Below are 13,640 nucleotides of genomic sequence, written 5' to 3'. Positions count from 1 at the left end.
GCCGTTAGCTCAGTTGGTAGAGCAGTTGACTTTTAATCAATTGGTCGCAGGTTCGAATCCCGCACGGCCCACCACTTCTAAGAAAAAAGCGCCTAAAGGGCGTTTTTTGCGTTTTAGAGACAGCTAAATTATTTAGCCTCTCAAAACTGACAAATTCCACGTAGAGTGTGGGTGAGAAGCTGCGTTCAGGTTCGAGCCAATCCCCCCAACTGCATGCGCTTCGCTTACTGGGCGTCGGCCCAGACCGACCAAAGGGTCGCAGTCGCTCGACCCTTATGGAATCCCCAGCTCTTTTCCGTCGCGACAATTATTCTGCCCAACGATGAGCTCTTTCCAGTAACACCGCCGTGTGGCGTAGGTCGCGGTGCTCCGCACTTCCCTCATTCCGCTCGTAAGCCAAAAACGTCTTACTCCACTCCATTCCGCGCCGCCCTGATGCCGCCAATCTTAACTTTAAATAAAAATCGGCAACTTCCAGGGCCAATCTACGATCCCACATATTTCAAAGTTTCAAAGTTTCAAAGTCCAAAGTCCAAAGTCCAAAGTCCAAAGTCCAAATTTTCAGAGTAAAGAATAGAAAGTTTGGTTTTAATACTTTCTTATTAAACATCTTCAATTGTTAAATTTTAAGCCACTTAAACAACATTCTTATATCGCGCAAAATTCAGGCGACATATGCATAAGATCAGGGTATTTTGTTTAGCATATAAAACAAACGGCCTGTATTTGGGGGCGATTTGTGGGTTTGGCGGTGTTTACTATTTAACGAGATGATGAGCGATGAGTGAGACCCTTGATCTGAACGCGGCGGTATATCCTTTTCCTCCAAAACCGGCACCGCTGAGTGACGACGAGAAAGCCTTTTATAAACAGAAGATTAAAAGGCTGCTGAAAGAGCGCGATGCCGTGATGGTCGCTCACTACTATACCGATCCCGAAATTCAGGCGCTCGCCGAAGAGACGGGTGGCTGTGTGGCAGATTCGCTGGAAATGGCGCGCTTCGGCAGTCAGCATCCGGCTTCGACGCTGCTGGTCGCAGGGGTGCGCTTTATGGGCGAAACCTCAAAAATCTTGAGTCCCGAAAAAACCGTGCTAATGCCAACGCTTCAGGCCGAATGCTCGCTGGATTTGGGCTGCCCGGAGCAGGCGTTCTCCGATTTCTGCGACAGCCATCCCGATCGCACCGTGGTGGTGTACGCCAATACTTCCGCGGCGGTAAAGGCGCGCGCAGATTGGGTCGTGACCTCAAGCATCGCCGTCGAACTCATCGAACACCTTGATAGCCTTGGTGAAAAAATTATCTGGGCGCCGGATCGGCACTTGGGTAATTACGTTAAAAAGCAGACCGGTGCAGACGTGCTGTGCTGGCAGGGTGCCTGTATCGTTCATGACGAGTTTAAGACCCAGGCGCTAACCCGTATGAAAGCCATATACCCTGACGCGGCCGTGCTGGTGCATCCAGAGTCGCCACAGGCCATCGTGGACATGGCAGACGCCGTCGGGTCGACCAGTCAGCTGATTCAAGCCGCCAAAACGCTGCCAAATCAAAAGCTAATCGTCGCGACCGATCGCGGGATTTTCTACAAGATGCAGCAAGCCTGCCCTGATAAAGAGCTGTTTGCCGCGCCAACGGCAGGGGAAGGCGCGAGCTGTCGGACCTGCGCGCACTGTCCGTGGATGGCAATGAACGGTTTGAAGGCGATTGCCGACGGACTGGAGCAGGGCGGCAAGACGCACGCGATTGAAGTCGATGAGGCGCTGCGAGTGAAATCGTTAATTCCGCTAAACCGCATGCTGGAGTTTGCTGCGCAGTTAAAGCGTCGCGCTCAGGGCAATGCCTGAACGCGTCATTGAGTTAATAAGCTTTACACGTTGGAAAGATTAATGGGCGTGGTCATGGCCGTGATGGTGATGACCATGGCCTGCCGAGCTGGCGGCTATCTCGCTAATCGTACAGTCAGGCGTTTCACACGCGCCATATTCCATCTGAATCGTCGCGTGACCGATTTTGTATTTGTGCGCCAGATGATGCTGAATTCTTTCCAGTAATCCGTCGTGGTCGTGTGGCGGAATCACCTGCGCATGCAGCGTCATAATGCGCTGCTCGCCAATCTGCCAGACGTGAACGTGATGAACGTTGCGCACCTCGGGAATCGCCAGCGATAAATCCTTGCGCAGCTTGTCGATATCAATCTCTTCCGGCGTGCCTTCCAGCAACTCGTGAAAACTCTCGCGCAGCAGCGCCCACGCATTGCGCAGCACCAGACACGAAACCAGCACCGACAGAATCGGGTCAATAGGCGTCCAGCCGGTTTTCATGATAATCAGCGCAGCGATAACCGCCCCGACCGATCCGAGCAAGTCGCCCAGCACGTGCAGCGCCGCAGCACGCACATTAATATTCTCTTTTTCCTCGCCCTGATGAAGCAACCAGAAGGCCAGCAGGTTGGCAAACAGTCCCGCAATGGCGATAACCAGCATTGTGCCGCCCATGACCGGCTCTGGCGTCATAAAGCGACGAATGGCTTCCCACAGAATAAGCACCACGATGAGCAGCAGCGCAGCGGCGTTGACGAAGGCGGCCATGGTGGTGAGACGCAGGAAGCCGAAGGTGTGGCGCGAGCTCGGCTTGCGACGGGCAAAACGCACCGCCAGCAAGGCCATGAGCAGCGCGGCAGCGTCGGTCAGCATGTGGCCCGCATCGGCGAGCAGCGCCAGCGAACCCGAAATCATTCCGCCAATAACTTCCGCCACCATAAAGACGACGGTGACCAGAAAGGCCAGCAGCAGGCGGCGACTATTGCGGTCTTCGGGGAGGAAAGAACGTCCTGACATATGTTTCCCTATTTGCAAAGTAAACGGGAAGCCGAAGCTTCCCGTTGTGATCAAACTGTCGAGCGAAAATCTTTTTATTAATTTATTTTAAGATTCTAACAAAGGTCCTGATAACACATTAATTACCGGTTCTCGCAGACTGTGCAGTTCCCGGGGTTTGTTTCGGGCAACGGCCATCTTTACACATAGTAATCTTATGATCGGTATTTTTACTGGTTTTCTTGTGAGTCATGGTTTTTTTATGCGTTGGCGTTTGCTGCGCGGTATTGGTGTCCGAAGTATTGATTTTGCTGTTGCTCACGCCATTAGGCGCAATGCGATCGACTGAACCCGGGCCGCCAGACTGATTTGAGAGGCCATTATTTGAACCTGAACCACCCGTCGATCCGTCTGCTGCCAAAACAGCGCCGCTGCTAAATGCCAGACCTGCGGTCAAAAGTATCATTGCTAGCTTTTTCATTGCCATTTCTCCAAGCAGGGGTGAATAGATGAAATACTCAACTAGGGGTGAATAGATGAAATACTCAACTATTGAAAATGTTTATCAATATAAAAGCTTAGTCGAGGAATAAGCCTCTGCAATGAGATTAATGCTGAATATTGGGGGAAAGTCGATTTACAGCTGTCTGCATTGCCGATAGATTGGTTCCGGTTAGAAATTAGATCCGTTTTCTTTATGAAATGCCCATTGGAACAGTTATGAATTATCAAAACGACGATTTACGTATCACCGAGATTAAGGAACTTTTACCGCCAGTGGCCCTGCTGGAAAAATTCCCCGCAACCGACAAGGCTGCACAGACAGTTTCCGAGACGCGCAACGCTATCCATCAGATTTTAAAGGGTAATGACGATCGTTTGTTGGTGGTAATCGGACCCTGTTCCATTCATGACCCCAAAGCCGCTAAAGAATATGCAGCCCGTTTGCTCACGATGCGCGAAGCATTGCGCGGCGAGCTGGAAATCGTGATGCGCGTTTATTTCGAAAAACCGCGTACCACCGTGGGTTGGAAAGGGCTGATTAATGACCCGCAAATGAATAATAGTTTCCAAATCAATGACGGTCTGCGGATCGCACGTAAATTGTTGCTGGATATTAATGACACCGGTTTACCGGCGGCGGGTGAGTTTTTAGACATGATCACCCCGCAGTATCTGGCGGATCTGATGAGCTGGGGCGCTATCGGCGCACGCACCACCGAATCTCAGGTTCACCGCGAGCTGGCGTCAGGCCTCTCTTGTCCGGTCGGCTTCAAAAACGGCACCGATGGCACCATTAAAGTGGCTATTGACGCCATTAATGCTGCGGGCGCGCCACACAGCTTCCTGTCTGTCACCAAATGGGGCCATTCTGCGATTGTCGGCACCAGCGGCAACAGCGACTGTCACATTATTCTGCGCGGCGGCAAAAAGCCAAACTACAGCGCCGAAGATGTAAAAGAAGTGAAAGACGGCCTGGAAAAAGCCGGTCTACCTGCCGAAATCATGATCGACTTTAGCCACGCGAACAGCAGCAAGCAGTTCAAAAAGCAGATGGAAGTCTGTGAAGACGTTTGCGGACAGCTGGCTGGCGGCGAAGAGGCGATTATGGGCGTGATGGTCGAGAGCAATCTGGTTGAAGGTAATCAGAGTCTGGAAACGGGCGAACCGCTGGTTTATGGCCAGAGCGTAACCGACGCCTGCATCGGCTGGGAAGATACCGAAAACCTGTTGCGCAGCTTGGCAAATGCGGTGAAAACTCGTCGCGGATAAGCTTCGCCAGATTTGAAGAATGTTATGCATAAAAAAAGAACGCCGAGGCGTTCTTTTTTTTGCTTCAGGTTCACCGAATTACTTGGCTTTACCCTGATTGGCAACCGCAGCCGCTTTTGCCGCGATCTCTTCAGCGTTACCCAGATAGTAGTGCTTGATAGGTTTGAAGTTTTCGTCAAACTCGTAAACCAGTGGCACGCCCGTCGGGATGTTCAGCTCAAGGATTTCGTCTTCGCTCAGATTGTCGAAGTATTTAACCATTGCGCGCAGGGAGTTGCCGTGTGCAGCAATGATAACGCGCTCGCCGCTTTCAACGCGCGGTTTGATAACGTCAGTCCAGAAAGGAATCACGCGATCAATGGTCAGCGCCAGGCTTTCTGTCGTTGGCAGCTCTTCAGGCAGCAGGCTTGCATAACGCGGGTCGTTACCCGGGAAACGCTCATCGCTCTTTTCGAGTGCTGGCGGAGTTACGCGGAAGCCGCGACGCCATTGCTTGACCTGCTCGTCGCCATATTTGGCCGCAGTTTCAGCTTTATCGAGACCCTGCAACGCGCCGTAATGACGTTCGTTCAGTTTCCAGGATTTTTCAACCGGCAACCAAGGCTGGTCCAGCTCATCCAGAACGCTCCACAGCGTGTGGATAGCACGTTTCAGTACAGAGGTGTAGGCAAAATCGAACTGGAAGCCTTCATCTTTCAGCAGCTGACCAGCCTGCTTCGCTTCAGTACGACCTTTTTCCGAAAGATCAACATCATACCAACCAGTAAAACGGTTTTCTTGGTTCCATTGACTTTCGCCGTGTCTTACAAGAACCAGCTTGAATACAGCCATAGCTAAACTCCTCAATTTACTGAAATTCCAATGACAACTGCGCCCATTATAGGTCGTCACCCCCCGCGACAGCAAACAATAAACGAAACGCGCAGCCGAGTTTTCGGAATGCGCGTTAAGAGGATTTTGCTTATTTGCTACCGTTTCTTTATTTGCTAACGATAGTGCAGCCTAGGTTGCAGATCACGCCGCTTTTTTCAAACACTCGCTCATGAATGTTTTACGTGCGTCACCTTTCAGCTCTTTTTTGGCAGCATCGGCGTTACAGCTCTTCATTTTATTTTGCTGCGTGGAAAGCGCCTTGTCGTTGGTTTGCGTCTCGGCTTTCAGACAGTGACTCATAAACGTTTTGCGTTCGTCACCTTTCAGGCTTTGCGTGGTCGCCTGCTGATTACAATCGGTCATTTTCTGACGCTGGGCCGTTTGCGCCGCCGACGGGGTTTTAGTCGCCTCCGCCGCGAGCGCGTTGCCGCTGATACACAGTGTCGCCAGCAGGGATAACAGAATAGGTAAACGCATAGTTCATTCCTTTTAAACGTCCTGCGCACCAGGACATCCTGTAAGCGTAGATGTCACTCATCCGATTGGCATTAGAAACAGTCGATAGAGCTCACATTTTTCTACATTAAGGGCCGTCTCGCTCTGCTTTACCCACTTTCCTGGCACGTTCTGCGCAAACTTACATAAAAATTACATCGAAACGGGGAACTTAACGCTGCAAATTCGTTGACATGAATGTTTATGATAATTATTATCATTTTCATTACAAATTAAGTCTATAAAAAACCCTGATAAATAACAGGGGCTTGCCGTGCGTATAATTTAGGAATCACGGCCTATTACAAGCAAGAAACATTGTTGAGCAAAATAATAATCCTAAAAACTCTTAAGGCCTTTTTAATGTCTCCACACAAGGGAACGCGTCATCTCAAGACTTTGCTGACTCTCAGCCTCGTCGCCAGCTCTGTCATGAGCGCTATCGCTGCCGAAAATACGCAGTCTGCTGCCACTGCCAAAGCGTCAACCGTTTCAGCTGCCAACAGCGATGACGACGTAATGACCGTGATTTCGCCTACTGTCGAAAGAAAAGCGGGCGCAGAAACCAAAATCACCGCCAAAGATATGCAAAAAGACGGCGGCAATGATTTCGGCACCATCATGCGTTACCAGCCGCTAGTCAGCGCGACGGGATCGGCGGGCGGATCGTCGGTAGGTAAAAGCGGTTATGATCGCAGCGGATATACCGGTTACAACATTCGTGGTCTGGAATCCAACCGCGTCGCCATCGACGTCGACGGCATCGCCCAGCCAAGCGCCACCGGCCGACCTTATGTCGGACGCGCAGGGCAGGACACCTTCGGCATGGGCCGCGACTATATCGATCCTTATATGTATGGCACGGTTGATATTCAGTCAGGCGCGACCAACGTCTCTTACGCCAACACCGCGCTTGGCGGCGCCGTGTCGTTCAAGCCAAAATCGGCTGACGACTATCTCAGCGCCAACAAGCACAGCTATTTTGGTTACCAGAGCGATTACGACTCTTCAAACCGCAGCTGGCACAACGGCATTACCGTGGCCGGTGGCGATCGCGACCTGAGCGGCGTAGTGGTGATCAGCCGGCGTGATGGTCAGGAAACGCGTAACAACAGCGGAACGCGCGATGCGTATCCGGCCAACTGGCATTCCGACGCCGTTATGGCCTCCGGCACGTGGGCCGCGACCGATACCCATACGCTGACCGGCACCGTCGATCTCTATGATAAAACCAATCACACCCATTTTGACTCGTGGAACAGCGCCGGTTCAGCGGTTAATGGCACCAACTATCAGACCAGCGAAACCCGCCGTCTAACCGCCAGCCTGCTGGATCACTGGACGCCAAATTCGCTGCTGGTCGATACCATCGACACCAAGCTGTTCTACCAGAAAACGCAGGCCCACGATAACACCTACGGCCCGAATACGCTGGGTACTGCGCAGGTTCGCACCTTCTCGGATCTGAACACTCACACCTTTGGTTTCGACAATAAAATGGCGAAATCGTGGGGGATTCACGAGTTCCGCTGGGGTCTGAACGGCAATATTTCCGACACCGATCGTCCGTTTAATCAGACGCCGGTGCAGAGCACGTACGCTTACACCATGCCGCCGCAGGCTAACAGCCGGACCTATGTTTTTGGTGCCTTCGCGCAAGACACCATGACGTGGGATCTCGACGGGCATAACTTCTCGATTGTTCCGGGCGTGCGTCTGGCCTATCAGAAAACCGAGCCTAAAGATCTCGGCACGCTGGCTAACGGTTCGCTGTCAGAAGCTGAATTGTCGACGCTGTACGGCACAACCAGCGACACACAAATCTTGCCTTCGCTGGCGTTCCTGTATGACCTGACGCCGAAAGTGACCACTTACCTGCAATACAAACGTGGCGCGCAGTTCCCGGATGCCAGCCAGCTTTACGGCTCGTGGAACCTGAGCTCGAGCTATGCAGGTAGCTCCCAGTACGCGCTGATCGGTAATTCTGATCTTAAAACCGAGACCAGCAACAACTACGAGTGGGGCATTAAAGGTGAAGCGACGCCGGGCGTGACCTTTGATATCAATGCGTTTTACAGCCAATACAAAAACTTTATTGCCTACACGCGTTATACTCGCGCGGGCAGTCCGTCGATTTTTGCCAATATTCCGAGCAATATTTACATTGCTTATGAAGCTGAAAACCGCGACGAAGCTTACATTTACGGCAGCTCCGTCACGGCGCGATTCAACTTCGGTACCTGGTATCAGCAGGTTGATGGCCTGAGCGCGCGCCTCTCCTTCGGCTATGCTAAAGGCGCATCTAAATCGAGCTATTCGGGGGATAAATACGTCGATCTCGACAGCGTCGCGCCAATGAAACTGGTTACCGGCGTCGCGTGGGACGATCCGTCCAAGCTTTACGGCGTAGCCGTCACCGCAACCTTTAACAAAGGCAAGCAGGCAACCGCAACCAACCGCGAAACCTACACCAATGCGGGCACCGCGATCACCGATTCCTCTACTGAATACGCGCGTATTCCGGGCTACGGAATTGTGGATTTGACCGGTTATGTGCAGGTGGCGAAAAACGTCAAGCTGAGCGGCGGCATCTATAACGTCACCGACAGAAAATATTGGGATTATCTGAGCACGCGCGATACAGAAACTTCAACCGCGCAGGATAAAGCCGATCTGGCACTGGCGACCATGCCGGGCCGTACCTTCCAGCTGGGCGTTAACGTTGATTTCTAAGCGTTTTCCAAAGCAGTAGTAACGAGTAGAAAGAAGAAGGGCCATCCCGTGAGATGGCCCTTTTTTATGGCAGGTTTTACAGCAGAACGTTGCAGCAGACCTCACAACCGAACTTTACAACGAATAAAACTGATACACGGTTGAGGCGCGATAAGTTTGACCCGGTTTCAACCAGCAGCTCGGCTGCGGCCAGGTTGAATGGTTTGGACTGTCCGGCAAGAATTCGCTTTCAAGCGCCACGCCGCTGTAGTTGGCGTACTCACCGCCGCGTCGATTTGGCGTACCGTTCAAGAAATTGCCGCTGTAAAGTTGCAACGCGGGCGCAGAGGTAAACACCGACATTTTAACTTTGTCATCCGACGACCACAGATGCGCCGCCGCGTTATCACTGGCGTTGCAGGTGGCGTACAGCAGATAGGCGTGGTCGTAACCTTTAACCCGTTGCTGATCGCGATCGCGCAGAAAATCCTGAGCCAGCGTTTTCGGCTTGCGAAAATCCATGCCCGTTTGATCGACCGAGGTGAGATCGGCACACGGAATTCCGTCGCTGTCGACCGGCAAAAAACGCTCGCCAAACAGCTGTAGCCGATGCTTGCGCACGTCGTTGCCTTCGCCGTCGAGATTAAAGTAGGCATGATTGGTCAGATTCACCGGACAGAGCTTGTCGATCTGCGCCTTGTAGGAAATCTCCAGCCGATTGTCATTGGTTAACACGTAATGAACTTCGGCAGTCAACTCGCCCGGATAGCCCTGATCGCCATCCGGCGACACCAGCTGGAAGCTGACCTTCTGCGCCGTATGATTCAAGATTTTCCAACGACGCGCGTTAAAGCCTTCAGGCCCGCCGTGCAGCTGGTGGACGCCCTGATTAGCCACCAACAGGTGCGGTTTGCAGTCGATCTGAAACTGCGCACGGGCAATACGGTTGGCATAACGCCCGACCGTTGCACCGAGATAGGCGGTCTGCTGCGGATACTGCTCCGGCGTTTGACAGCCCAGCAGGAGCTCGCGTTTTTCCCCGTCTGCCAGCGGCAGCACGAAGGAGAGCCAGGTGGCACCCCAATCCATAAAGGTCGCCGTCGCCCCTGAAGAGTTTGTTAGCGTAACTTGTTGAAAAGGCGCACCGTCTGGCGCGCGTTGGGTGTCATTGGCTGTTAGCATACGCTGGCTCCTTCCGACGCCTGACAGACGTAAAACGTCTCTTTGATGCCGGTTTTTGCGTGATATTCATGTGCTACCGTTTTACGAACTTCATCGACCAAATCGCTTGGCATCAGCGCCACGATGCAGCCGCCGAAACCGCCGCCCGTCATGCGCACGCCGCCGCGATCGCCGATCACCGATTTAACGATTTCAACCAGCGTGTCGATTGGCGGCACGGTGATTTCAAAATCGTCACGCATTGAAACGTGGGATTCAGCCATCAGCACGCCCATTTTCTTGAGGTCACCCTGACTCAAAGCAATGGCGGCGGCTTCGGTGCGATCGTTTTCGGTGATCACGTGACGCGCGCGGCGGGCGGTCATCGGGTCGAGCTCGGCGGATTTTGCGGCGAACTCAGCCAGACTGACGTCGCGCAACGCTTTAACATCGAAGAAACGCGCCGCCTCTTCGCACTGTTTGCGACGGGTGTTGTATTCGCTGTCGACCAAACCGCGCTTGACGTTGGAGTTGATGATTACCACCGACGCATCTTTTGGCATCGACACGGCTTTGGTTTCCAGCGAGCGGCAGTCGATCAGTAATGCGTGATCTTCTTTACCAAGCGCCGAGATAAGCTGGTCCATGATGCCGCAGTTGCAGCCCACAAACTGGTTTTCGGCTTCCTGACCGTTGAGCGCCAACTGCACGCCGTCGATTGGCAGGTCGTAAAGGCTTTTCAGCGCCTGACCTACGGCGACTTCGAGCGAGGCGGAGGAGCTGAGGCCCGCGCCCTGCGGCACGTTGCCGCTGATCACCATGTCGGCGCCGGAGAAATCGCCGTTGCGCAGCAGCAGGTGTTTTACCACGCCGCGCACATAGTTGGCCCACGGCAGGGCGGTCGTGCTGACGATCGGTTCTTCGAGGGAGAACTCATCTTGCTGATTGTCATAGTCAGCGGCGATGACGCGAATGGTGCGATCGTTGCGCTGACCGCAGGCGATCACCGTTTCATAGTCGATCGCGCAGGGCAGCACGAAACCGTCATTATAATCAGTGTGTTCGCCGATCAAATTGACGCGGCCGGGCGCTTTGATGGTCATCGTTGCCGGATAACCGAACGCCTGCTCGAAAATTTCCAGTGTCTTGTTTTTTAGTTCGATCATTTCGTTTCGGCCTCGCCATTCTTGTCGTTATCAAGAGGTTCTACATCAGTAAGATAATGCACGTCACTGACCGCGCGCAGACGTTCGGCGGCCTGCTCGGCAGTCAAATCTCGTTGCGTTTCGGCCAGCATTTCGTAGCCGACCATGAATTTTCTGACCGTCGCCGAACGCAGCAACGGCGGATAAAAGTGAGCGTGCAGCTGCCAGTGTGAGTAGTCACCTTCGCTGTAAGGCGCGCCGTGCCAGCCCATCGAATACGGGAAAGAGCACTGGAACAGGTTGTCGTAGCGGCTGGTTAATTTTTTCATCGCCAGCGCCAAATCGCTGCTTTGCGCGTCGCTGAGTTCCGTCAGGCGCAACACTTTTGCTTTAGGCAACAGCAGCGTTTCGAACGGCCAAGCCGCCCAATAAGGCACCACCGCCAGCCAGTGTTCAGTTTCAACCACGGTGCGGCTGCCGTCGGCTAGCTCGCGCTGCACGTAATCCACCAGCATTGAAGAACCGTGCTGCGCCAGATATTGACGCTGCAAATGATCTTCGCGCTCGGCTTCGTTTGGCAAGAAACTGTTGGCCCAAATCTGGCCGTGCGGATGCGGATTCGAGCATCCCATCGCCGCGCCTTTGTTTTCAAAAACCTGCACCCACGGATAAGTTTTTGCCAAATCCGCGCTCTGCTCTTGCCAGGTTTTTACCACCTTTTCCAGCGCGGCAACGGAAAGCTGCGGCAGGGTTTTGGAATGGTCCGGCGAGAAGCAGATCACGCGACTGGTGCCGCGTGCACTCTGGCAGCGCATCAACGGATCGTCACTTTCCGGCGCAAACGGCGTGTCTGGCATCAAGGCGGCGAAATCGTTGGTAAATACGTGCGTACCCTGATAATCAGGATTCACATCGCCCGTTACGCGGGTATTGCCCGGGCACAGGAAACAGTCCGGATCGTGCGCGGGCAGTTTCTCCTGTGAAAGCGTTTCCTGCTGGCCTTGCCACGGACGCTTTGCGCGATGCGGGCTGACCAGCACCCACTGATCGCTCAGCGGGTTATAACGACGATGCGGATGTTCAATGGGGTCAAAATCAGACATTACTGTTCCTTAATCCGCATAGCCTTGAGGATTTTTCGATTGCCACAGCCAGGTATCCGCGGCCATGTCTTGCAGATTACGACTTACGCGCCAGTTCAACTCATTGGCCGCCTTGCTCGGGTCAGCCCAATAGGCCGGCAGATCGCCTTCGCGGCGCGGGGCAAAGTGGTAGCTCACCGGTTTGCCACAGGCGTCGCTGAACGCGTTGATCACGTCGAGCACGCTTTTACCGACGCCCGCGCCCAGGTTATAGATGTGAACACCCGGTTTGTCGTGCAGCGTTTTCATCGCGGCAATATGGCCGTCGGCTAAATCGACGACGTGAATATAGTCGCGCAGGCAAGTACCGTCTGGCGTGTCGTAATCGTTGCCGAAAACGGACAGAGAATCACGGCGACCCACGGCAACCTGCGCGATAAACGGCATCAGGTTGTTTGGAATGCCCTGCGGATCTTCACCCATCAGGCCCGACGGATGCGCGCCGACCGGATTAAAGTAGCGCAGCAGCGAAATGCTCCAGTTTGGCTCGGCGCGTTGCAGGTCTTGCAGAACCTGCTCGACCATTAATTTACTGCGGCCATACGGGCTGGAAGGGGTGCCAGTCGGGAAATCTTCGACATAGGGCGTTTTTGGCTGATCGCCATAAACGGTGGCGGAAGAGCTGAAAATCAGGTTGGTGACGCCCGCCGCGCGCATCGCTTCGACCAATACCAGCGAACCGTAGACATTGTTGTCGTAGTATTCCATCGGTTTATTCACCGATTCACCCACGGCTTTGAGGCCGGCAAAGTGAATAACCGAGTGGATAGCATAATCGTTGAAGATCTTGTCCAGCAGCGCGCGATCGCGGATGTCGCCTTCAACCAGAACCGGCGTTTTGCCCGTTAACGTTGTTATGCGCTCAAGTACGCTGGCTTTGCTGTTGCAGAGGTTATCCAGAATGATGGGCTGATAACCCGCTTCAATTAATTGAACGCAGGTATGGCTACCGATGTAACCGCTACCACCCGTGACTAGAACGTACATATCGACTCCTCAAAGATGTTGATGCAAGCAACAATATCACGCTGCGGCATCGGAAAAGGTGATCCACCTTTTAAAATGGTATCGTTTACACGGGATAGTTTATCATTTGCATGATGGGCACTTCAAACAAATCGGTGGGACTCCTTGCGAGGAGTGTAAGCGGTTTCACGAAAAAGGGTTTTTCGATTTTCTTTTAAGGTCAAAATTCGGCTTTTAATTCAAAATTTAGCTTTTAATTCAAAATTTAGCTTTAAATTTAAATTCAAGTTCAAGTTCAAGTTCAAGTTCAAGTTCAAGTTCAAGTTCATGCGCTTCGCTTACTGCGCGGCGGCGCAGACCGCCTCAAGGATGTTCCTAAGCGAACACCCTTAAGAATCCCGCGCTTTTTTTCCAAAGTTGCAACGTGAGAGCTGAAAAAGTGACATCTTTTCAGGCAAATGGGTGAGTGGCGTAGGTCGTGCCGCTCCGCGGTCCCTTCTCTTCGGACGGGCGCCAAAAACGTCTCCCGCCACTTCGCTCAGCACAGCCCCGATACCGC

At 53.1% G+C, this 13,640-nt stretch carries 11 protein-coding genes; 3 read left to right on the top strand and 8 right to left on the bottom strand.

What is annotated here, in order from left to right; genetic code table 11:
- Positions 1–780: 780 nt before the first annotated feature.
- Positions 781–1,842 (top strand): quinolinate synthase NadA, encoded by a 1,062-nt coding sequence (gene nadA / locus SC206_RS13450; RefSeq protein WP_332737941.1) that lies wholly within the window; start codon positions 781–783, stop codon positions 1,840–1,842.
- Between the two features lie 39 nt (positions 1,843–1,881).
- On the opposite strand, the gene zitB is transcribed toward nadA, so the two are convergent.
- Complete coding sequence (gene zitB, locus SC206_RS13445) at positions 1,882–2,835, bottom strand: CDF family zinc transporter ZitB (protein ID WP_332737940.1); 954 nt, start codon at positions 2,833–2,835, stop codon at positions 1,882–1,884.
- A 118-nt stretch (positions 2,836–2,953) separates the two neighbouring features.
- The gene (locus SC206_RS13440) at positions 2,954–3,295 is read right to left on the bottom strand and encodes a protein YbgS (RefSeq protein WP_332737939.1); all 342 of its coding nucleotides are present in this window, start codon (positions 3,293–3,295) and stop codon (positions 2,954–2,956) included.
- 239 nt (positions 3,296–3,534) lie between these two features.
- Between SC206_RS13440 and aroG the strand changes: the two genes are divergently transcribed.
- Positions 3,535–4,587: a 3-deoxy-7-phosphoheptulonate synthase AroG gene (aroG, locus tag SC206_RS13435; RefSeq protein WP_332737938.1), complete on the top strand. Its 1,053-nt coding sequence runs from the start codon at positions 3,535–3,537 to the stop codon at positions 4,585–4,587.
- A gap of 78 nt (positions 4,588–4,665) precedes the next feature.
- On the opposite strand, the gene gpmA is transcribed toward aroG, so the two are convergent.
- Positions 4,666–5,418, bottom strand: coding sequence for a 2,3-diphosphoglycerate-dependent phosphoglycerate mutase (gene gpmA / locus SC206_RS13430; RefSeq protein WP_332737937.1), 753 nt, complete (start codon positions 5,416–5,418; stop codon positions 4,666–4,668).
- Between the two features lie 183 nt (positions 5,419–5,601).
- Positions 5,602–5,937, bottom strand: a complete 336-nt coding sequence (locus SC206_RS13425) for a PsiF family protein (RefSeq protein ID WP_332737936.1) — start codon at positions 5,935–5,937, stop codon at positions 5,602–5,604.
- A gap of 450 nt (positions 5,938–6,387) precedes the next feature.
- Between SC206_RS13425 and SC206_RS13420 the strand changes: the two genes are divergently transcribed.
- On the top strand, positions 6,388–8,688 hold the full coding sequence (locus SC206_RS13420) for a TonB-dependent receptor domain-containing protein (RefSeq protein ID WP_442976090.1): 2,301 nt from the start codon (positions 6,388–6,390) through the stop codon (positions 8,686–8,688).
- Positions 8,689–8,802: 114 nt separating this feature from the next.
- On the opposite strand, the gene galM is transcribed toward SC206_RS13420, so the two are convergent.
- From galM to galE, 4 genes are read right to left on the bottom strand one after another with little or no spacing between them, the layout of a single operon-like run.
- Positions 8,803–9,849, bottom strand: a complete 1,047-nt coding sequence (gene galM / locus SC206_RS13415) for a galactose-1-epimerase (protein ID WP_332737934.1) — start codon at positions 9,847–9,849, stop codon at positions 8,803–8,805.
- Positions 9,843–10,991: a galactokinase gene (galK, locus tag SC206_RS13410; RefSeq protein ID WP_332737951.1), complete on the bottom strand. Its 1,149-nt coding sequence runs from the start codon at positions 10,989–10,991 to the stop codon at positions 9,843–9,845. The genes galM and galK overlap by 7 nt, the downstream gene beginning before the upstream one ends.
- Positions 10,991–12,076 carry a galactose-1-phosphate uridylyltransferase gene (galT, locus tag SC206_RS13405; RefSeq protein ID WP_332737933.1) on the bottom strand — a complete coding sequence of 362 codons (1,086 nt, stop codon included), beginning with the start codon at positions 12,074–12,076 and terminating at the stop codon, positions 10,991–10,993. The genes galK and galT overlap by 1 nt, the downstream gene beginning before the upstream one ends.
- A gap of 9 nt (positions 12,077–12,085) precedes the next feature.
- Positions 12,086–13,102: a UDP-glucose 4-epimerase GalE gene (gene galE, locus SC206_RS13400; RefSeq protein WP_332737932.1), complete on the bottom strand. Its 1,017-nt coding sequence runs from the start codon at positions 13,100–13,102 to the stop codon at positions 12,086–12,088.
- Between the last annotated feature and the right edge of the window lie 538 nt (positions 13,103–13,640).

This window comes from Rouxiella sp. T17, from assembly GCF_036663475.1.
Lineage (GTDB): Bacteria > Pseudomonadota > Gammaproteobacteria > Enterobacterales > Enterobacteriaceae > Rouxiella.
The sequence above is the reverse complement of the archived record's forward strand: the minus strand, read 5'-3'. Positions and strand labels throughout refer to the sequence as shown.

Coding starts and splice junctions, on each gene's coding strand:
- nadA (WP_332737941.1), top strand. CDS start 781: ATGAGTGAGACCCTTGATCTGAACGCGGCGGTATATCCTTTTCCTCCA.
- zitB (WP_332737940.1), bottom strand. CDS start 2,835: ATGTCAGGACGTTCTTTCCTCCCCGAAGACCGCAATAGTCGCCGCCTG.
- SC206_RS13440 (WP_332737939.1), bottom strand. CDS start 3,295: ATGAAAAAGCTAGCAATGATACTTTTGACCGCAGGTCTGGCATTTAGC.
- aroG (WP_332737938.1), top strand. CDS start 3,535: ATGAATTATCAAAACGACGATTTACGTATCACCGAGATTAAGGAACTT.
- gpmA (WP_332737937.1), bottom strand. CDS start 5,418: ATGGCTGTATTCAAGCTGGTTCTTGTAAGACACGGCGAAAGTCAATGG.
- SC206_RS13425 (WP_332737936.1), bottom strand. CDS start 5,937: ATGCGTTTACCTATTCTGTTATCCCTGCTGGCGACACTGTGTATCAGC.
- SC206_RS13420 (WP_442976090.1), top strand. CDS start 6,388: ATGAGCGCTATCGCTGCCGAAAATACGCAGTCTGCTGCCACTGCCAAA.
- galM (WP_332737934.1), bottom strand. CDS start 9,849: ATGCTAACAGCCAATGACACCCAACGCGCGCCAGACGGTGCGCCTTTT.
- galT (WP_332737933.1), bottom strand. CDS start 12,076: ATGTCTGATTTTGACCCCATTGAACATCCGCATCGTCGTTATAACCCG.
- galE (WP_332737932.1), bottom strand. CDS start 13,102: ATGTACGTTCTAGTCACGGGTGGTAGCGGTTACATCGGTAGCCATACC.